Annotated in this window: 9 protein-coding genes and 1 pseudogene; 5 read left to right on the top strand and 5 right to left on the bottom strand. The window is 69.0% G+C overall.

Features of this window, described 5'->3' with window-relative positions:
• Positions 1–19: 19 nt before the first annotated feature.
• From pks13 to AC5Y4Q_RS06720, 4 genes are all read left to right on the top strand, one after another.
• Positions 20–5,350, top strand: a complete 5,331-nt coding sequence (gene pks13, locus AC5Y4Q_RS06735) for a polyketide synthase Pks13 (protein ID WP_165604378.1) — start codon at positions 20–22, stop codon at positions 5,348–5,350.
• Positions 5,347–6,900: an acyl-CoA carboxylase subunit beta gene (locus tag AC5Y4Q_RS06730; RefSeq protein ID WP_064922654.1), complete on the top strand. Its 1,554-nt coding sequence runs from the start codon at positions 5,347–5,349 to the stop codon at positions 6,898–6,900. The genes pks13 and AC5Y4Q_RS06730 overlap by 4 nt, the downstream gene beginning before the upstream one ends.
• 210 nt (positions 6,901–7,110) lie before the next feature.
• A complete protein-coding gene (locus tag AC5Y4Q_RS06725; RefSeq protein ID WP_125225067.1) occupies positions 7,111–8,352 on the top strand; it encodes a PE-PPE domain-containing protein in 1,242 nt (413 codons plus the stop codon).
• Positions 8,353–8,597: 245 nt separating this feature from the next.
• The gene (locus tag AC5Y4Q_RS06720; protein WP_499958461.1) at positions 8,598–10,136 is read left to right on the top strand and encodes an MFS transporter; all 1,539 of its coding nucleotides are present in this window, start codon (positions 8,598–8,600) and stop codon (positions 10,134–10,136) included.
• Here AC5Y4Q_RS06720 and AC5Y4Q_RS06715 read toward each other — a convergent pair.
• Positions 10,126–10,341 (bottom strand): annotated as a pseudogene (locus tag AC5Y4Q_RS06715) (TetR/AcrR family transcriptional regulator); the annotation flags it as partial. The gene AC5Y4Q_RS06720 and the pseudogene AC5Y4Q_RS06715 sit on opposite strands and share 11 nt — an antisense overlap.
• Before the next feature lie 22 nt (positions 10,342–10,363).
• Between AC5Y4Q_RS06715 and AC5Y4Q_RS06710 the strand changes: the two are divergent.
• A complete protein-coding gene (locus AC5Y4Q_RS06710) occupies positions 10,364–10,663 on the top strand; it encodes a cytochrome C oxidase subunit IV family protein (RefSeq protein ID WP_499958460.1) in 300 nt (99 codons plus the stop codon).
• A 32-nt stretch (positions 10,664–10,695) separates the two neighbouring features.
• On the opposite strand, the gene AC5Y4Q_RS06705 is transcribed toward AC5Y4Q_RS06710, so the two are convergent.
• The 4 genes from AC5Y4Q_RS06705 to AC5Y4Q_RS06690 form a co-directional block, all read right to left on the bottom strand.
• The gene (locus AC5Y4Q_RS06705) at positions 10,696–13,854 is read right to left on the bottom strand and encodes an arabinosyltransferase domain-containing protein (protein ID WP_125225069.1); all 3,159 of its coding nucleotides are present in this window, start codon (positions 13,852–13,854) and stop codon (positions 10,696–10,698) included.
• Complete coding sequence (locus AC5Y4Q_RS06700) at positions 13,851–17,117, bottom strand: arabinosyltransferase domain-containing protein (RefSeq protein ID WP_499958458.1); 3,267 nt, start codon at positions 17,115–17,117, stop codon at positions 13,851–13,853. Before AC5Y4Q_RS06700 ends, AC5Y4Q_RS06705 begins: the two co-directional genes overlap by 4 nt.
• Positions 17,118–17,242: 125 nt before the next feature.
• Positions 17,243–17,560, bottom strand: coding sequence for a hypothetical protein (locus tag AC5Y4Q_RS06695; RefSeq protein WP_499958457.1), 318 nt, complete (start codon positions 17,558–17,560; stop codon positions 17,243–17,245).
• Positions 17,561–17,695: 135 nt separating this feature from the next.
• Positions 17,696–20,914, bottom strand: a complete 3,219-nt coding sequence (locus tag AC5Y4Q_RS06690) for an arabinosyltransferase domain-containing protein (RefSeq protein WP_109535790.1) — start codon at positions 20,912–20,914, stop codon at positions 17,696–17,698.
• Between the last annotated feature and the right edge of the window lie 8 nt (positions 20,915–20,922).

Raw genomic sequence — 20,922 nt, 5'->3', positions numbered from 1 at the left:
GATGAGTGAGGCACCGCAGATGACCGGCGATGACGCAATCCTGCGCGGCACCAGCCGCACCGACCTGACCGTCGCCGACATGCGGGCCTGGCTGCGCAACTGGGTGGCCAATGCCACCGCGCAGTCGCCGGAGAAGATCAACGAGACCGCCCCGCTGATCGAGCTGGGGTTGTCCTCGCGTGACGCGGTGGCGATGGCCTCTGACATCGAGGACTACACCGGTGTGACGCTGTCGGCCACGGTGGCGTTCCGGCACCCGACGATCGAGGCGCTGGCCACGGTGATCATCGAGGGCGAGCCGGTGGTCGTTGACCACTCCGGCGACGAGGACTGGTCGCGGGAGGACGATGTCGCCGACATCGCCGTGGTCGGTCTGGCCACCCGCTTCCCGGGCGACATGAACACCCCGGAGGAGACCTGGGCCAAGCTGCTGGCGGGCTTCGACGCGATCACCGACCTGCCGGAGGGCCGTTGGAGCGAGTTCCTGGAGGAGCCGCGGATCGCCGAGCGGGTCGGCAAGGCCCGCACCCGCGGCGGCTACCTGTCCGACATCAAGGGTTTCGACGCCGAGTTCTTCGCGCTGTCGAAGATGGAAGCCGACAACATCGACCCGCAGCAGCGGATGGCGCTCGAATTGACCTGGGAGGCACTGGAACACGCCCGCATCCCAGCCTCGGCGCTGCGCGGCGAAGCGGTCGGGGTCTACATGGGCTCGTCCAACGCCGACTACCAGAACCTGGCACTGTCCGACCCGAGCATCACCCACCCGTACGCCATCACCGGCAACTCCAGCTCGATCATCGCCAACCGGGTGTCCTACTTCTATGACTTCCGCGGGCCGTCGGTGACCGTCGACACCGCCTGCTCGTCGTCGCTGGTGGCGGTGCACCAGGGCGTGCAGGCGCTGCGCAACGGCGAGGCCGACGTGGTGGTGGCCGGCGGTGTCAATGCGCTGGTCACTCCGCTGGTGACGGTCGGTTTCGACGAGGTGGGCGGGGTGCTGGCCGCCGACGGGCGGATCAAGTCGTTCTCGTCGGACGCCGACGGCTACTCGCGCGCCGAGGGTGGCGGTGTGCTGGTGCTCAAGCGGGTCGACGACGCGCGCCGCGACGGCGACCAGATCCTCGCGGTGATCGCCGGGTCGGCGGTCAACCACGACGGCCGCTCCAACGGACTGCTGGCGCCCAACCCGGACGCGCAGGAGGCCGTGCTGCGCAAGGCTTACAAGAACGCCGGCATCGACCCACGCACCGTCGACTACATCGAGGCGCACGGTACCGGCACCATCCTGGGTGACCCGATCGAGGCTGAGGCGCTGGGCCGGGTGGTGGGACGGGGCCGCGCCGCGGACAAGCCGGCATTGCTGGGCGCGGTGAAATCCAATGTGGGGCACCTGGAATCGGCGGCTGGGGCGGCCAGCTTGGCCAAGATCGTGCTTGCGTTGCAGCACGACAAGATCCCGCCGTCGATCAATTACGCCGGCCCCAACCCCTATATCGACTTCAACGCCACCCGCCTCAAGGTCGCCGATACCGTCACCGACTGGCCGCGCTACGGCGGCTACGCGGTGGCCGGGGTTTCCGGCTTCGGCTTCGGCGGGGCGAACGCCCACCTGGTGGTGCGCGAGGTCCTGCCGCGTGACGTGATCGAAAAGGAGCCGGAGCCGAAAGAGCCTGCCGCCGAAGAGGTTGCCGATCCGGTGCTCGAGCACGAGGCGCCCCGCTTCGATGAGTACGGCGAGTTCATCCACGACGAGCCGGCCGCGACCGGCGACGAGGAATACGAGCTGCCCGGCCTGACCGAGGAGGCGGTGCGGCTCAAGGAGGCCGCGCTGGCCGAGCTGGCCGCCCGCGAGCCCGCCAAACCGCTGATTCCCTTGGCGATCTCGGCCTTCCTGACGTCCCGCAAGAAAGCCGCCGCCGCCGAGTTGGCCGACTGGATCGACAGCGAGGAAGGGCGCGCCACCCCGCTGGAGTCGATCGGCCGGGCGCTGTCCCGGCGCAACCACGGCCGGTCTCGCGCCGTGGTGCTGGCCCACGATCACGATGAGGCCGTCGCCGGTCTGCGGGCGGTCGCCGAGGGCAAGTCGAAGCCCAACATCTACTCCGCCGACGGCCCGGTGACCAACGGGCCGGTGTGGGTGCTCGCCGGATTCGGTGCGCAGCACCGCAAGATGGGCAAGGAGCTCTACCTGCGCGATCCGATTTTCGCCGAGTGGATCGGACGCGTCGACGCGCTGATTCAGGACGAGCGCGGCATTTCGATTCTGGAGATGATCCTCGACGACGCGGTGGACTACACCGGCGACACCGTCGAGTACCCGATCGAAGCGGTCCAGCTGGTGATCTTCGCGATCCAGATCGCGCTCGGTGAGCTGCTTCGCGCGCACGGCGCCACGCCGGCGGCGATGATCGGCCAATCGCTGGGCGAGCCGGGCGCGGCCTACTTCGCCGGCGGGCTGTCGCTGCGCGACACCGTCCGGATCATCGTGCCGCGCGCCCGGCTGATGGGCGAGGGCGAGGCGATGCTGTTCGGCGAGTACATCCGGCTGATGGCGCTGGTGGAGTACTCCGCCGAGGAGATCAGAGGCGTGTTCGCCGACTTCCCCGACCTGGAGGTCTGCGTCTACGCCGCGCCCACCCAGACCGTGATCGGCGGACCGCCCGAGCAGGTCGACGCGATCATCGCCCGCGCCGAGGCCGAGGGCCGCTTCGCCCGCAAGTTCCAGACCAAGGGCGCCAGCCACACCGCGCAGATGGACCCGCTGCTCGGCGAATTCACCGCGGATCTGCAGGGCATCGAGCCGATGCCGCTGACCTGCGGCTACTTCTCCACCGTGCATGAGGGCAGCTACATCCGTCCCGGCGCCGAGCCGATCCATGACGTGGACTACTGGAAGAAGGGGCTGCGCCACTCGGTGTACTTCACCCATGGGGTGCGCAACGCCGTCGACAACGGCTACACCACCTTCCTGGAGCTGGCGCCCAACCCGGTGGCACTGATGCAGGTGGGGCTGACCACCGCCGACGCGGGGCTGCCGGACGCGCAGCTGATCGCCACGCTGGCCCGCAAGGCCGATGAAGTCGACTCCATGACGATGGCGATGGCCCAGCTCTACGTCCACGGCCACGACCTGGACATGCGCACGCTGTTCCCGCGGCGCGCCGACGGGCCGGTCAGCCCGGCGGAGTTCGCCAACATCCCGCCGACGCGGTTCAAGCGCAAGCCGCACTGGCTCGACGCCCACTTCTCCGGCGACGCCACCGGCGTCATGCCCGGTTCGCACATCTGCACCCCGGACGGCCGGCACGTCTTCGAATACGCCGCGCGTGGTCCGGAGGTGGACCTGGCTGCGCTGGTGAAATCGGCTGCGGCGGCGGTGCTTCCGGACGCCACGCTGGTGGCCTCCGAGCAGCGTGCGGTGCCGGCCGAGGGGTCCCGGTTGGTGACGACGCTGACCCGGCACCCGGGTGGGGCGGCCGTGCAGGTGCACTCCCGCATCGGCGAATCGTTCACGCTGGTCTACGACGCCCTGGTTTCGCGTGGCGGTGCGGCTGGGGTTTTGCCGGTGGCAGTAGGTGCCGGCACCGCGGTGACAACCGAAACCGTTGCGGCGCCGGTCGGTCCGGAGGCCGAGGATACTGACGATGCGGCGATCCTGCACGACAACCTGACCCAGGGCGCGAACCTGGGGGCCGGTTTCGCCAAGTGGTCACCGGATTCGGGTGAGACCATCGCCGACCGGTTGGGCGCGATCGTCGGCGGCGCAATGGGTTACGAGCCCGAAGACTTGCCCTGGGAGGTGCCGCTGATCGAGCTGGGCCTGGATTCGCTGATGGCGGTGCGGATCAAGAACCGGGTCGAATACGACTTCGACATGCCGCCGATCCAGCTGACCGCGGTCCGCGACGCCAATCTCTACAACGTCGCGGAGATGATCAAGTACGCGGTCGAGCACCGCGACGAGGTCCAGGCGCTGCACGAACACCAGAAGACCATGACGCCTGAGGAGATCGCCGCTGAGCAGGCCGCGTTGATCTCGGGCGCCACCCAGGCCACCGTCGCTGCGCCCGCGCCGGATCCGCAGGCCGAGCCGGAAACCCAAGCGGCACCCCCGGTTTCGGATATCCCGATCCCGCCGCCGCCGACGAACCCGGCCGGTCCCGCGGTGCCGCCCCCGCCCACCGACCCGTCCGGCCCATCTGGCCCGTCCAAGGCGACAGCTGCCGCTGCGGCCGCCAAGGTGCTCACCCAGGAGGCGGTGACCGAGGCGCTCGGTGCCGACGTGCCGCCGCGGGACGCCGCCGAGCGGGTCACGTTCGCGACCTGGGCGATCGTCACCGGCAAGTCGCCCGGTGGCATCTTCAACGAGCTGCCCGCACTCGACGACGCAGTGGCCGAGCAGGTCGCCGCGCGGCTGTCCGAGCGGGCCGAGGGCACCATCACCGTCGACGACGTCAAGTCGGCCACCACCATCGAGGGCTTGGCGACCGTCGTGCGTGACCACCTCGAAGAGGGTGTGGTGGACGGTTTCGTCCGCACGCTGCGGGCCAAACCCGAAGGCTCGGACCAGGTTCCGCTGTTCGTCTTCCACCCGGCGGGCGGCTCCACCGTGGTCTACGAACCGCTGATGAAGCGCCTGCCCGCCGACCTGCCGGTCTACGGCATCGAGCGGGTGGAGGGTTCCATCGAGGAGCGCGCCGCCGAGTACCTGCCCAAGCTGCTGGAACTGGGCGGCAATGGGCCGTTCCTGCTGGCCGGCTGGTCGCTGGGTGGGGCGCTGGCCTACGCGTGTGCGATCGGGCTCAAGCGGGCCGGTGCTGACGTGCGCTACGTCGGGCTGATCGACCTGGTGCTGCCGGGCGAGCCGATCGACCAGAGCAAAGAGGGCATGCGCGCGCGCTGGGACCGCTACGCCCGGTTCGCCGAGCGCACCTTCAACGTCGAGGTTCCCGAGATCCCCTACGAGGAGCTGGAGAAGCTCGACGACGAGGGCCAGGTCAAGTTCGTCCTCGACGTCGTCGCGCAGAGCGGTGTGCAGATCCCGGGCGGGATCATCGAACACCAGCGCACGTCGTACCTGGATAACCGGGCGCTGGACACCATCGAGATCCAGCCCTACGACGGGCACGTCACCCTCTACATGGCCGACCGCTACCACGATGACGCCATCGTTTTCGAGCCCGCGTACGCGACCCGCAAGCCCGACGGCGGCTGGGGCGAATACATCTCCGATCTCGAGATCGTGCCGATCGGGGGCGAGCACATCCAAGCCATCGACGAGCCGTACATTGCCAAAGTGGGTGCACACATGAGTGAAGCCATCAACCGCATTCAGGGAGAGCAGTGAGCAACAAGACCACCGCCGAACTGCTGGCCGAGCTCCGCGAGAAACTGGAGCTGGCAAAGGAACCCGGCGGTGAGAAGGCCGTCGCCAAGCGGGAGAAGAAGGGCATCCCGAGCGCCCGCGCCCGCATCAACGCGCTGGTGGACCCGGGCAGCTTCATGGAGATCGGGGCGCTGTGCAAGACCCCCGGCGACCCGAACGCGCTCTACGGCGACGGCGTGGTCACCGGCCACGGCCGAATCAACGGCCGTCCGGTCTGCGTGTTCAGCCACGACCAGACCGTGTTCCAGGGTTCGGTCGGGGAGATGTTCGGCCGCAAGGTGGCTGCGCTGATGGAGTGGGCCGCCAAGACCGGCTGCCCGATGATCGGCATCAACGACTCGGCCGGTGCCCGCATCCAGGACGCGGTGACCTCGCTGGCCTGGTACGCCGAGCTGGGGCGTCGTCACGAACTGCTGCGCGGCCTGGTACCGGAGATCTCCATCATCCTGGGCAAATGTGCTGGGGGAGCGGTATATTCGCCGATCCAGACCGACCTGGTGGTAGCGGTGCGCGACCAGGGCTACATGTTCGTCACCGGCCCGGACGTCATCAAGGACGTCACCGGCGAGGACGTCACCCTCGACGAGCTCGGCGGCGCTGACGCGCAGGCCCGGTACGGCAATATCCACCAGGTGGTCGAGAGTGAGGCCGCGGCCTTCCAATACGTCCGCGACTATCTGTCGTTCCTGCCAGCCAACACCTTTGACGATCCACCGATCATCAACCCGGGCCTGGAGCCGGAGATCACCCCGCACGACTTGGAACTGGACTCGATCGTTCCCGACTCCGACAACACCGCCTACGACATGCACGAGATCTTGCTGCGGATCTTCGACGACGGTGACATCTTCGAGGTCGGTCAGCAACGCGGGCAGGCGATGATCACCGCGTTCGCCCGTGTCGACGGGCACCCGGTCGGGGTGATTGCCAACCAGCCGATGTACATGTCCGGTGCCATCGACAACGAGGCGTCGGACAAGTCGGCAGGCTTCATCCGGTTCTGTGACTCCTACAACCTGCCGCTGGTCTTCGTCGTCGACACTCCCGGGTTCCTGCCGGGTGTGGAGCAGGAGAAGGGCGGGATCATCAAGCGCGGCGGCCGGTTCCTCAACGCGGTGGTGGAGGCCGACGTGCCGAAGGTGACCATCACCATCCGGAAGTCCTATGGTGGGGCGTATGCGGTGATGGGCTCCAAGCAGCTCTCCGCCGACCTCAACTTCGCCTGGCCGACCGCCCGGATCACCGTGATCGGGGCCGAAGGCGCGGCTCAGCTTCTGGTGAAGCGCTTCCCGGATCCGACCGCGCCCGAGGTGCAGAAGATCAAGGCGGACTTCATCGCCGGCTACAACGAGAACATGGCGATTCCGTGGGTGGCCGCCGAGCGGGGCTACATCGACGGCGTAATCCAGCCGCACGAGACCCGGCTGCTGCTGCGCAAGTCGCTGCGATTGCTCGTCGACAAGCAGAACACCCGGAAGGTGCAGCGCAAGCACGGGCTGCTCCCGATTTAGAGCCGGCGCGGATGCTCGCGCCGGTCGCGCCTTAAGTTAACGCTCAGTTTAGCATAGTCTGCCGTTTTGACGGTCTGAAAAAACGCCTGGTCAGTGGCCGAATCGCCGCCCGGCGAAGCTAAATTTGACATAACAGAGTGTGATTGAAATCATCCATTCCGACAGCGGCCCGTGTCCGCGCGGACGTGAGACCTCAACGAGGAAGTCTGGATGTTTGATGCGCCGCGAGCTGCCTTAGGCACCGTCGCGCTGGCCGCCGGTCTCATCGGAATACCGGTGTCGGCGCCGGCGGCCGTGGCGCCTGCCGGCATTGCGCTGACCGCCACCGATTCACTCGCCGGGTCGAACATCGCGCTGATCATGGGCCCCAGCATGATCCCGACGCCGAGCCAGCAGTACGCCGACACCGTCGATGCGCTCTTTCTGCAGCCCCGCGGCTTCGCCGGCGAACTCGAGGTGCTGACCACACCCGCGTCGCCCTACAACCTGGACAAGTCGCTGGCCGAGGGAGCCCAGATCCTGGTCGACCGGGTGCAGGGGCTGCTCGCCGACGGGCAGGCCGACGCCGAGCATCCGGTGACGGTCTTCGGCTACTCCCAAAGCGCTGCCCTGACGACGCTGGCGATGCAGCAGCTCAATGACGCCGGCGTGCCGAGTTCAGCCGTGCATTTCGTGCTGATCGGCGATTCGGCGTATCCCAACGGCGGCATGCTGGTGGGCTTCGCCAATATGCCGGGCATCTTCGACTCCTTGGAGCAGGGCGGGGTCACGTTAGGTCATCCGACGCCAAATGACCTGTACCCCACCGACATCTACACCCTGGAGTACGACGGCTACGCCGACTTCCCGCGCTATCCGATGAACTTGCTGTCCAGCATGAACGCCATCATGGGCCTGGCCACCCAGCACATCGCGTACCTCGGCCTGACGCCCGAGCAGCTCGCGGAGGCGACGCTGCTGGAGTCCAGCCCCGACAGCCTGATCAACTCCTACATGATCCCCAGCGAGTATCTGCCGCTGCTGTGGCCGCTGTTGTTCGTGCCGGTGATCGGTCAGCCGCTCTATGACCTGATGGAACCCACCATGCGGATCCTGGTGAATCTGGGCTACGGCAACATCGATCACGGCTGGAATGACGGCCCGCCCGACGTGCCGACGCCGGTGTCGGTGGACGGGCCGGACATGGACTGGGCGGAGGTCTCCGACGCGCTTGCCAAGGCGGCGCAGACCGGCTGGGATGCCTTCGTCGCCGACGTGATGGACCCGGCGACCTACGACATCTTTGCCATCCCGGCGCTGGTCGACAACCCCGCGCTGGCAGGCCTGCTGGACGCGGGATTCGCTGCGGGCCTCGCGGGCTCGGACGACACGTCGGTGGCAGACCTGCTCGCCGGGTTGACCAACATGATGTGGTCCTCGCTCGTGGGCGGTCTTTTCGCGGTCCCGTCCTAGGGCACCGCCGCGCGAGACGCGCCCAATACCCGGTCTCGGGCAGGTAAGTGTTGCGTAACGCTTCAGCAACATGCGCAACTTCCGCCTCAAACCAATTATCGTTTCCCCCAGGCGATCCCATGCAGGGCCGAACGCCGAGGTTCCAGATGAACGGGCCGCAACGTGGTTCCCCGCTGCGCGGATCGCCCAGAGGAACTCTGGTGGTGTGATGAGGGGGACGGCGTGTGTCTTAGCGACGGGCAGCGATGAGCCTACTGTTGCCGGCGCCGCGGCCGCCGGCGCCGGCCGGGGCAAAGCGCCGCAGCGTCGCTGATGAACGTAACCGGGTGCTGCGCAAGGCGATTATGGCGTCCGCGGTCGGCAACGCCACCGAGTGGTATGACTACGGCGTCTACGCCGTCGTGGCGACCTACCTCACCGGCGCGTTCTTTCCGGGCGCGCTCGGCAACCTCGGCACCATGCTCGGTTTCGCGGTCTCCTTCGTGTTGCGTCCGCTGGGCGGCATGATCTGGGGCCCGATCGGGGACCGGTTCGGGCGAAAGACTGTGCTGGTCGCCACCATTGCGCTGATCGCGGTGGCGACCACCCTGATCGGCGTGTTGCCCACCTACGCCACCGCCGGCTGGTGGGCGCCCGGACTGCTGATCGCACTGCGCGTGGTGCAGGGGTTCTCCACCGGCGGCGAATACGGCGGCGCCGCAACCTTTATGGCCGAAAGCGCACCCGACGCCAAACGCGGAACCTACGGCAGCTTCCTGGAGTTCGGGGCGGTCGGCGGGTTCGTCGTCGGCAGCGCGGTCGTGCTTGCTCTGGAAGCGATGCTCAGCCACGAGCAGATGGTGGCCTGGGGCTGGCGGATCCCGTTCCTGCTCGCCCTGCCGCTGGGAGTGGTGGGCCTGGCGTTGCGCAGCCGCATGGAAGAGACGCCGGTCTTCGCCGAGTGCGTCGCCTGCGACGAGATCACCGGTTCGGCGTGGGATCGCCTGGTGGATCTGCTGACCAACTACACCCGGCCGATCGCCGTGACATTCGCGTTGCTCGTCGTGCTCAACATCATCGACTACACCCTGGTCACCTACCAGCCGACCTACCTGCACGCCTCGGCCGGACTCGACGAGCGCAGCCGAACCACGGTGGTGCTGATCGGCGAACTGGCGATGATGGCCTGCATCCCGTTTGCCGGCGCCTGGTCGGACCGGATCGGGCGCAAGCCACTGTGGCGCGGCTCGCTGCTCGGATTCGCTGTGCTGGCCGTGCCGATGTACTGGCTGATGGGGCAGGGATTCGGTTGGGCAATCACAGGTTTCACCGTCCTGAGTGCGCTGTTCGCGGCGCCGCTGGCGACGGTGGCCGCGACCTTCCCGGCGCTGTTCCCCACCCAGGTGCGCTATGCCGGCTTCGCGATCGCCGACAACGCGGCGGTGGCGGTGTTCGGCGGCACCGCGCCGGTGGTAGCCGACACCGTCATCGAGCGCACCGGGTGGCAGTTGTTCCCGGCCGCCTACCTGGTATTCGCCGCCTTGATCGGCTTGGTGGCGCTGCGGTTCCTGCCGGAGACAGTCGGATACTCGCTGCGCGGCACCGGAATTCCCGGTGAGCAGGGCGACCTCGAGCGGGAGCTGTCCGCCCTGACCGCGGAGCGGCCGGGCTGGGTGAACCGAAACGCGCTGATCGGTGGGGTATGGGCCGTAGACAAGTACCTCCGGCCACAGCAGCGCACGCCCGCCGGCTATCGCGGTGTCCCGCAACTCGCCGGTGTCAGCGGCCCCCGGATCAGGGTCTGATCACCCGCATGCCATAGAGGTAGGTGGTCAGGTATTCCTCGATCACCGGGGCCCGGACCTCCTTGGCCTCGGGGATCGTGATGAGCAAGGCGTACAGCCCGACCAGAAACGAGATGCCGTTGTGCATGACGTCGACCTCGGCCGGGATCTCGCCGCGGTCGCGGGCCCGCTCCAGTTCCTCGATGACCGCCACGATCACCGGGTGCGTGGGCCGTGATGAGGTGAGCATGACGGTCTTCGGCTACCGCCAACATCGGCATGAGACCGAGCGGTCGTTGACCCGGGTCTGGCTCGTGCTGGTGGCGATCACCATCGGATCCTGGCCGCTGGCGCCAGCGCACATCACCCATGTCGCGCAAGCCAACGTGCCGGTCACCGCGCTGGTGCTGGCGCTGACATTCGTCAAGTCGCGCATGATCATCGGCCACTTCATGGAAATCCATACCGCGCCGCCCTGGCTCAGACGTGCCACCGACGGCTGGCTGGCCGCCTTGATCGCGACGACCTTCGTGATCTACCTGTTCTGAGCCGCCAGGGGTCGCGAGCCCACGGCGCGGGGTCAGGCCTTGATGCGAATCTCCCCGGGCGACCACCAGCCGCTGCGGGTCGCACTGCCCAGCTCCAGCTCCGCGGGCGAGGCCGGCGTGACCTCGTCGAACTTGCGCAGCGAGCCCCAGTCCCGGCCCCAGTCATGGTTGAGGTAGGTGGCCATCACGTGCGCCCGCAGCAGCATGTCGGAGATGCCCAGCAGCCCGCCGTTGACCCCGTCCTGCCAGGTGTCGGTGTCCTGCTTCTTGGCGTTGTAGTCCGGGGTGATCCGGTACTTGGGCACCTCGGTGACACCGTTGGCGTGCAGCATCGGGTGCTGACACGGGAACGCCAGGCCCACCGCCCAGTCCAGCAGCACCGGCTGGTCGGAGCCGATGTACTCCTGAATGGTCTTGACCTCGGGCAGCCGCGGCGGCGTGAACGCGATCCAGTCCCGCGGGTTCAGCGACTTGTCAGAAGCCACAATGCGAACCGCGACGGCGTCGGCGGGGATCTGCGCTCGCGGATAGCGCAGGTTGCGCCACATCCGCGGCCATTCGCCGAACAGGTCGTAAGGCACCAGGCGCCCGCCGGGCACGACGGCGCCGTCGGGACCGGGCAGCCCGTACTCCAACTGCACCTGCTGGCCGGTGGTGTAGCCCTTCAGCACGCTGTTGCCGGCGATCGTGCCCGCCGCGGTCACCGCCAGCAGCGGGTGGGCATCGTCGGCCGGGGGCAGCGCATACCAGGCGGAGGTCAGCTTGGCTTCCTGCTGGCCGTCGGTGCTGTAGCTGCCGGCCAGCGGAATCCGGGCCGGGTCCAGCCCGTAAGGGAGAGGGACCCTGGAACCATTAATGCCCGGCGTCGTCAGCTTCTTCGGGGCATCCCAGTCGTAGTCGGTGCCCGGCTGGGTGATCGACATCCGCAGCGACTCGGCCACGATCTTCTCCGGCACCCCGTTGGCGCTGAACCCGACCGGATCGCTGCCGCCCAGCGGCCCGAGCTCGCCGTACATACCCGGCAGCGGCGTCAGCGCGCCGTCGTTGGGGTCCGGTTCGACCAGCACGTTGTCGGCCTGCCCGCAGCCGCCGACGAAGGCGCGCACGTTGGCCAGACCGTTGGAGTAGCTCGGGTATTCGCGGATGATGCCGGCCACCATCGAGGCCACGAACACACACACCATGAACCCGGCCGCGACCGGAACCGGTGCGGCGGTCAGCGCCCGCGCCACCCGGCCCTCGCCGCGGTCCCGGGGCGCGAAGTGCAGCCACGCCGCCCACCCGGCGGTGATGGCGAACAATGCGAAGAAGATTGTGCTGACGGTGATTCCACCGATCCGCGGCATGTCGGCGTTGAACGGCACCCCGTAGCTCGAGACGTACCACCAGCCGTTGGTGGTGGCGAAGCACAGGGCCAGCAGGAACAGCACCGCTGCCGCGAACGCCATCCGGTTGCGCGACCAGCGCACCACCTGCCGGGATACCAGCACGGTGGTCAGCGCGGCCATCGCCCCGGCCACCGCGGCGAACAGCCCGAAGTGGTGCACCCATTTGGTGGGGGCGAACATCAGCGAGAACATCGTCGCCAAGATGACCCCCATCAGCCGCCACACCGGGCCGCTGGCCACCCCGGCGATCCGCTTGCGGCGCAACATGATGAACATCGCGGTGAACAGGCACAGCGCGCAGATCAGGAACCCGAACCGCCGCGACAGAGAGCCGTCGACGGTGGGCAGAATCAGGTAGTAGTAGCGCAGGTTCTCGGTGTACCAGGCCTGACTCGGGCCGATCGCGGTGCGAACCCTGGTGGCTTCCAACACCGCCCGGATCGTCTGGTCGGCGAAGACCACGGTCAGGATCACCGCGCCAGCCGCCAGCAGCGGCGCCACCAGTGGCCACGTGCCGTGAACACGGTGGCGGCCCACCAGAATCCGCAATAGTGGCCGGCCACCGGCCAGCAGGGCGGCCACCGCGATCAGCCCGGTCGGCTGGATGCCCAGGGTGAAGGCCGCGCAGATGATCGCCAACGCGGCCGGGGTGAGCCGGCTGGAGATGATCGCCCGCTCCACCAGCACGTAGGTGATCAACGAGCCGACCGCGATGATGCCCTCGGGCCGCAGGCCGTTGTTGAACGGCATCCACGCCGCCAGCAGCACCATCCCGGCCGCCCACAGTGCGGGCTTACTGGCCGCCACCGCCGGACCGAACCGCGGCAGCACCTCGCGGGAAAGCAGCAGCCAGCACACCAGCCCGGCGACCAGATCCGGCAACCGGATCCAGATGCTGGCATCGGAGACGTGCGTCATCAACGCCAGCAGGTTGTAGTACCAGCCAAAGGGGTCCTCGGGGCTGCCGAACCAGCGGAAGTAGTTGCTCATGTAGCCGGCGTGGTCGGCCACCCGGGCCATACCGAGGATGTAGCCGTCGTCGGAGGAGTTCGCGCCGATCACGTACCAGACCACGAACCCGAGCACCACCGCGACGTCGGCAGTGGAGAAGAACCGCCAGCGGGCCGGGATCAGCCGGTGCATCCGCCGCCCGTCGAGCCGGTCGAGGCGCCACAGCGCCAGCACCGCGACCACCGTGGCGAGGATCGCCGCGTAGATCGCCGCGCGCTTGAGCGCCGTCGGCTTGGTGGAGAACCGGGTGTCGATGTCGGCGGTCAGCTCCAGGCCGGCCGGTGCGGGACCGGCCAGATCGGTGAACACCCCGACGATCTGCGGGCGCAGGTTGGGGTCGGGCCAGCCGTAGCGCTGGGTGATCCCGCCGATGGTGGCGAACGTTCCGGCGTGCGAGGAGGTGACCTCGATGTCGGTACATCCGGGGCCTTCCACCTTGGCCCGCGGCGCGGTGGCCAGCACCACGTTGCGGTCGGTGACGTCGACCCGCTTCTCGGTGACGCTGATGAACAGCCCGTTGAGCGCGGCGTCCTTGCCCTTGGCCGGGGCGGTGGACAGCAGCGTCCCGCCCTCCGCGGGCAGCTCGCGCACCAGTGCGCACGGCGCCTTCACCGACATGCTGATCGGGGTCTGCGAAATCAGCGGCGCGGTAACGCTGTTCAGCTGCCCATGCTGCGGCCAGTTCAGCGTCGCGGTGGTCTGCACCACCGGCAGCAGCGGGGTGGCCACCGACAGCAGGAAGCCGACCAGGCCGGCGATGATCGCTACCAGGCGCGTGGTGCGAATACTCATGGCAGTGCTCGAATCGGTCCGGGCCGGCTCCAGCCGGTGACGGTCATGGTGCCCTGCTCGACGTGTGCATCAGGCGCGGTCTTGGCCGGGATCAACCGGTGGTAGGCCTCCACCGCCCCCCAGTCGCGATACCAGTCGTCGCGCAGATAGGTCGGGACGGTGGTCGTCCACAGCATCGCCTGGGTGATCATGAACGGCCCGCCGTCCTCGGCCGACTGCCACAGGTTCGACGACGCCGCGGTCTGCTTGTGATCCGGCATGATCCGGTACTCCGGGAGTTCGGCGACGCCCAGGTGTTCGGTGAACGGCCGCTGGCAGGGGAAGTTCGCCGCTACGGCGATGTCCATCAGCACCGGGGTCTGCGAGCCCATCAACTCGCCGATGGTCTTGACCACCGGGACCCGCGGCGGGGTGAAGGCGATCCACTGCTCGGTGGACAGGTTCGGGTCGTTGGCGACGATGCGGACCACGTCGGTGCCCGGCGGCGCCCAGGCCAGCGGGAAACGCAGGTTGCGCCAGGAGTTCTGCGGCCCGATGTCGATTGGCTCCACCTCGCCCTGGGCCTTCACGGTGCCGTCGGGCGCGCTGATACCCCACTCCAGTTTGAGCGGCTGGCCGTAGTCGAGCTTGCCGTCCTCGCCGTGCGACCAGATGGCCCCGGCGGCGCTGACCACGACAATGGGCGCCCGGTCTTTCGACGGTTCCGGCAGCCGGTACCAGACCGAGGTGGCGTGCGCGGCCACCTGCTCCTGGTAGGACCCGAGCACCGGGGTGACCGCCGGGTCCAGGCCGAACGGCAGCGCCACCCGGGAGCCGTTCACCCCGGCCGGGGCGTCGTCGGGCAGCCGGCCGCCGGCGGTGCCCGCCGCGTCGCTCTGGTTGGCGCTGGGCTTGTTCGGTGAGGCGTCGGCGTTGGGCACGCCGGGTTTGGCGATCACCGCCAGTGAAGTCAGGTCGTCGTCGACGGCGTTAGGGGTGAACCCGTACGGGTCGGCGCCGCCGAGCGGGCCGAGCTCACCGTAGGTCTGGCCCGGGACCGGTTGCAGGAGACCGGCATTGGTGTCCGGTTCGGCCAGCACGTCGTCGGCCATGCCGCACGAGGACAGGCCCGACGTCAGGGCTTCGGCATTGGCCCGGGCGGTGGTGTAGGCCGGGTAGCGGCCAGCCGCGGCCTTGGCCATCGAACCGACCATCAGCAGCACCATCAGGCTCGCGACGACCAACAGCGGTGTCGAGGCCAGGATCCGGTTGCGCCGGTTCGGTGTGACCTCGGTGTGCCCGGCGTAGTCCAACCGGAAGTGCTGCCAGCCGGCCAGCAGCCCGGTGGCGATCGAAGCCGCCAGGAACATCGACGTCACCGGCCGGCTCGCGATCACCGGCGGGATGTCGAACCACGGCACCCCGTAGCCGCCGACGTAGAACCAGCCGTTGACCCCGGAGGTCGCCCAGGCCACCAGGAAAAGCAGCGCCGTGACGTAGAGCGTCATGTTGCGTCGGCTGTGCAGGCCGACCCGGGCGAAGGTGAACGCGGTGACCGCGGCCAGCGCCCCGGCCAGCCCGGCGAACGCGCCGAACTGCACCGCCCACTTGGTCGGGGTGAACGTCAACAGCAGCAGGCCCACCGCCGTCGACCCGATCAGCCGCCAGGCCGGCCCGCTGGCCACCCCGGTGATCCGGCCGCGCCGCAGCAGCACCACCAGCATGGCGAACATGCAGAACAGCAGCACCAGCACGGCGAAGCGGCGGGTCAGTGAGGCGTCGACGTTCTCCTCGACGGTCAGGAAGTAGTAGCGCAGGAACTCCTGGTACCACGCGATGGTCGGCCCGACGACGTATTTGATCCGGGCCGACTCGGCGACGGCGGCCAGGGTCTGCGACCGGCACACCACCACGGCGATCACCGAGGCCGCCGCGGCCAGCGCCGCCAACGGAGCGGCCAGCCCGTCGGTGCCCCGGCGCGTGCGGATCACCGCTTCGATCTTGCGGGAGCCGGTCAGCAGCGGGGCCAGCGCGATCAGCCCGTGCGGGGCCAGGGTGACGGTGAAGACGGCCACCACGACCGCGCAGGCCGTCGGCACCAGCCGGCGGGTGGCGATGGTGCGCTCGACCAGCATCCAGACCACCAGGGTGCCCAGCGCGATCAGCGGCTCCGGGCGCAGGCCGTTGTTGAACGGCAGCCAGGCCGCGGCGAACATCATCGCGGCGGTGAACACCGCGACCCGGTTGCCGGACAGCCGGCCCAGCCGGGGCAGGATCGCCCGGCTGATGATCAGCCAGCAGGCCATCCCGGCGGCGGTCGCCGGCAGGCGCATCCACACCCCGGCGGTGCTGATCTGGCTCAACTGGCCCAGCAGTGCGGGATACCAGTCGAACGGGGCCTCGCTGGCGCCGAAGAACCGGTAGTAGTTGGCGACGTAGCCGGCGTGCGCGACGTTGCGGGCCATCGTCAGGTTGTAGCCGTCATCGCTGGAGATGGCGCCGATGACGTGCCACAGCGCCAGGGTGGCCAGCACACCGATGTCGGCCAGCCAGGTGATGGGATTGGCCTTGAGCCAATGCCGCCAGCTGCGCGGGGCCCGGTGGGTGTGCCGGCGGTCCAGCTCCGCCAGGGCCAGGATCGACGCCAGCACCGCGATCAGGCCGAGCGCCATCACGGCGGTCTTGAGCATGGTGGGGTTGGTGATGAACCGGGTGTCGACGGCGATGTGGGCGCTCAAGCCGGGCTGCGGGCCGACTTTCAGCTCCGTGAAGAGGCCCCCGATCTGCGGCTTGTTCTCCGGCGGCAGGGTGCCGGCCGCGCCGGGGATGCCGACGAACTCCGCGCCGACCTCGCCGGCGTTGGCCCACAGGTGCAGTTGGGCGCAGTCGGCGAGCTTGTCGCGGGGGGCGGCCGCGGCCACGTGGTCGCGGTAGGCGGCGAACACGGCGGTCTTGTTGGCCCGCACGAACAGACCGTGTGCGGTGGCGTCGACGCCGCCGGCCGGCACGGTGGACAGCACCAGGCCGCCCTTGTCCGGCAGGGTGGCGATGGCCGAGCAGGGGATGGTGATGTCGAGGCCTTTAGGGGCGCCGGACACCAGGGGAGCGGTGACGTCGGTGATATGGCCGTCGGCGTCGACGCCCTGCGGCCAGGCGATGGTGGCGGTGGTCTGCTTGACCGGGAGCAGTGGGGTGATGCCGCACAGCAATATGCCGGTGATGCCTGCGACCACCGCGATCAGCCGGGCGATCCGATAATTGGGCCGGTCGTGGGGGGAGGACACGAGCCTCGATGTTATGCGACGGGAGCCGCGAAGCCGGGACCCCGCCCCGCGGGGAGGCCGTCCTCGTTGCCCTGCCGCCAGCCGGAGATATGTGATTGTTGCCCGCCTTTGAGCGACAACTCACGTTATGTCAGCTTGTGGCGGGGGCCCTGTCCCGCGGCCTGAGCCCGCAGCGCCATCACCCGCCGGTGGATCCGGTACTCGGTGCTGCGCGGCATGGATGCCGGCCGGTATCGGCCCCGGCCGGCCCGGAACACCCGGCCGTGTTCGCGTTCCCAGCGCAGGGCGTCCGAGATCGCCTTCGACGGGCGCCCCTGGACGGCGAAGCCGCGAGAGTCCAGTTCCGCGGCCAGTTCGGTGATGTCGGCCGGCCCGTGGTGATGCAGGTAATGGGTCAATACGTAGCGCAGTTCAATGCCGCGCAGTGTTATCGCGTTCGTCATGACCGGACCCTGTCACCACGGGCTGACATAACGCGAGTTGTCGCTCAAAGGCGGGCAACTGCCACATATCCCTGGTCCGGTGGCGGGTGGGGAAAGTGAGGCGGATGGCGGAAGAGGTGAAACGGGTGGTGGAGATCAGTGCCGCAGTGGCGCGGGGCTCCACCACCCGGACCGGACGGCCGTGCCCAGCTCCAGCTCAGCCGGCGTCGCCTTGTAGTACGGCGTCAGCTGCTGCAGGGCTCCCCAGTCGCGGAACCAGTCGTCGGCCAGATAGCTGGGCACCGTGGTCGCGCGCACCAGCAGTTCGGTGATGCCCAGCGGGCCGCCCCCGTTGTTGTCCATCACCGGCGAGTTCGCCTCGGCGCCGAACCGGTCCGGCAGGATCCGCCACTTGGGCACCTCGGTCACCCCGTTGCGGTGCCCGAACGGGCGCTGGCAGGGGAACGCCAGCCCGACCAGCCAGTCCAACAGCACCGGATCCGAAGAGCCGACCACCTGCTGCAGGCTACTCAGCTGCGGAACGCGCGGCGGGGTCACCGCGATCCAGTGCTGGGGCGCCAGGTCGTCGTCGCGGACCACCAACCGGATCCGGGTGGCCTCGGGCGGGATCGCGGACAGCGGCGCGCGCAGGTTGCGCCACGCCGGCACCGCGCCGATGTCACCGAATTCGATGGTGCCGCCCGGCTTGTCGTTCGCGGCGCCGGACTCGGTGGCCCACTGCGCGGTGACCTCGCCCCGGTCGAAGCGGCCGGCGGCCGCCACTACCAGCAGCGGCCCGGCGTTGGCCCGGTCGGTGGGCAGCCGGTACCACGCCGAGCGCAGCAGTGCCGGCACTTGAATGCCGGGGCGCCAGCTACCCAGCACCGGCACCCGGGCCGGGTCGAGCTTGTAGGGCAGCCGGGCCCGGGACCCGTTGATCCCCTCGGCCGCGCTCACGCCGCCCTCGGTGCCGGCCTCACCGGTGTTCTCGCCGGTGGGTTCCGCGTCGTCGTCGGCGAGCCGGCCCAGTCCAGGCGGGCCGATCACCTGGTCGGCGGTGACGTCGGCGGGGATTCCGTTGGGACCGAACCCGGTCGAGAACGTCGCGCCCAGGGCGTCGGCTACCGGGGTATCGACCGGGGTGAGCATTCCGGCGTTGGGGTCCTGCTCGACCAGCACATCGTCGGCCAGCCCGCAGGTCTTGCCGGTCAGGGCGTCCAGGTTGGACCGGCCCACCGTCCACGCCGGGTACTGGCCGAGCATCGACGCCGTCAGCGACACCACTTCGAACAGGATCAGCACCCAGGAGGCGATCGCCAGCGGATAGCCGGACAGCGCAGGAAAGCGCGGTGGCCGGTCTTCGCCGTTGACGAAATGGAACCAGGCCGCCACCAGCAGGGCCAGCACCGTCAGCCCCACCCCCATGGTGGCGAACGCCAGATGCCACTTGGGGAACGCGTTCGACCACGGCACCCCGAAGTTGGAGACGTACCACCAGCCGTTGACGCTGGCGAACGACAGCGCGGTGATGAACAGCACCAGCGCGGCGAACAGCGTCCGGTTGCGCCGCGAGTGCATCGCCGCGGCACCCACCGCGACGGCGGCCAGCGCGCCCAGGGACCCGGCCAGCCCGGCGAACACCCCGAAGTGGTGCGTCCACTTGGTGGGGGTGAACATCATCGCGATGAACGAGATGATGGTGATCCCGATGATGCGCCGGCTCGGCCCGGCCGCGGTGCCGGGAATCCGCCCCTTGCGTAACGCCATCGCCACGCTCACCACCAGGGCCACACCGAGCGCCAGCACGGGGAAGCGGCGCGCCACCGACCCGTCCGGGGTAGCCAGGAACAGCCGCTCGTAGCGGACGTGCTCCTCGAACCAGGCCAGGCTGGGCCCGACTGCGGACTTCAGCGTGCTGGCCTCGATCTCCCCGGCCAGGGTCTGGTCGCGGAAGATCACGATCGCGGTGATGGAGACCGCGGCGGCGATCGGCGCCAGCAGCGGCGCCAGCCCGAACTGCGCCGAGCGCCGGTGCAAGATGGTGCGCAGCGGCCCGATCGCCACCAGCAGCGCACCGATGGAGGCGATGCCCGTTGGCCCGGAGAACAGTGTCAGCGCACCGATGATGCAGGCGATCGCCAGCGGCAGCAGCCGGCTGGTGGCCACCGCCCGTTCCACCGAGCACCAGGTCGCCAGGATGCCCAGCGCGATGATCGGCTCGGGGCGCAGCCCGTTGTTCAGCGGCAGCCAGAACGCCAGGAACAGCCCCGCCGCGGTCCAGGCCGCCGCGCTGCTGTGCTTGACGGCGTGACCCAGTCGCGGGATCACCTCGCGGCTGATCAGCCACCAGCAGGCCAGCGCCATACCCAGGGTGGGCAGCCGCATCCAGATGCTGGTGGTCGAGACGTGCGCCCATACCGCCAGCAGGTCGTAGTACCAGCCGAACGGCGCCTCGGGGGTGCCGAACCAGCGGTAGAAGTTGGCCATGTAGCCGGCGTGCTCGGAGATCCGCGCCATGGTCAGGATGTAGCCGTCGTCGCTGGTGTTGGCGCCGACGAAGTGCCACCACACCAGCACGCATGTGACCAGGGCGTCCAGTGGCGACATCGACCACCAGCGGGCCGGCAGGAAACGGCGGTGCCGGGTGCCGTCGGCGGTGTCCAGGATGTGCAGGGCGATCAGCGCGATGACGGTCAGCGCCACCCCGAGGATCATCGCGGCCAGCTTGAGTGGGGTCGGGGCGCTGGAGTAGCGGGTGTCGACGGTGGCGGTGAAGTCCAGCCCGTCCGGTGCCGGCCCGTCCAGGTCGGTGTAGACGCCGACGATCTGCGGCCGGAAGTCATAGCCGCTGCGGGTGCCTTTCAGCGGCGAGCCGGGGTGTTCGGCGTTGGGCCCGTATTTGAGGCCGACGAACTCGGCGGTGACCCGGTCGGCGTGCGCGGTGAACGTCAGCTTCTGGCAGTCCGGGCCGAGCACCGCCGACAGCGGTGCCACCACCACCGGCACGTTGCGGACCACCAGAACCAGGTCATCGTTGACGCGTTCGATGAGCAGTCCGCGGTCGACGGCCTTGGGCGCCTGTTTGGGCACCGTGGACAGCAGCACGGTCTTGGTCTTGGTGAGTCCGGCCGCGGCCTGGCACGGCACGGTGATATCCAAGTCGGTGGCCACATAGCTGATCAGCGGTGCCTGCACGCTGGTCAACGCGCCGTGCTGCGGCCAGTTCAGCTCGGCGGTGGTCTGCTTGACCGGCAACAGCGGGGTGAGGATCGCCAGCAAGGTGCCCAGTACGCCGGCGACGACGGCGACGGCCCGAGCGATCCGGAAGTCGGCGCGCGTATCGGTCACGGACCTAGATGCTATCGGTGGCCTCAGCGGCGCCG

This window comes from Mycobacterium sp. NGS16, from assembly GCF_059813225.1.
Note: the sequence above shows the minus strand (reverse complement) of the source record. Positions and strands in the feature narration are given on the sequence as shown.

What these genes read in the sequence shown, in the direction of transcription:
- pks13 (WP_165604378.1), top strand. Translation starts at nt 20, where the DNA reads ATGACCGGCGATGACGCAATCCTGCGCGGCACCAGCCGCACCGACCTG.
- AC5Y4Q_RS06695 (WP_499958457.1), bottom strand. Translation starts at nt 17,560, where the DNA reads ATGACGAACGCGATAACACTGCGCGGCATTGAACTGCGCTACGTATTG.
- AC5Y4Q_RS06720 (WP_499958461.1), top strand. Translation starts at nt 8,598, where the DNA reads ATGAGCCTACTGTTGCCGGCGCCGCGGCCGCCGGCGCCGGCCGGGGCA.
- AC5Y4Q_RS06710 (WP_499958460.1), top strand. Translation starts at nt 10,364, where the DNA reads ATGACGGTCTTCGGCTACCGCCAACATCGGCATGAGACCGAGCGGTCG.
- AC5Y4Q_RS06705 (WP_125225069.1), bottom strand. Translation starts at nt 13,854, where the DNA reads ATGAGTATTCGCACCACGCGCCTGGTAGCGATCATCGCCGGCCTGGTC.
- AC5Y4Q_RS06725 (WP_125225067.1), top strand. Translation starts at nt 7,111, where the DNA reads ATGTTTGATGCGCCGCGAGCTGCCTTAGGCACCGTCGCGCTGGCCGCC.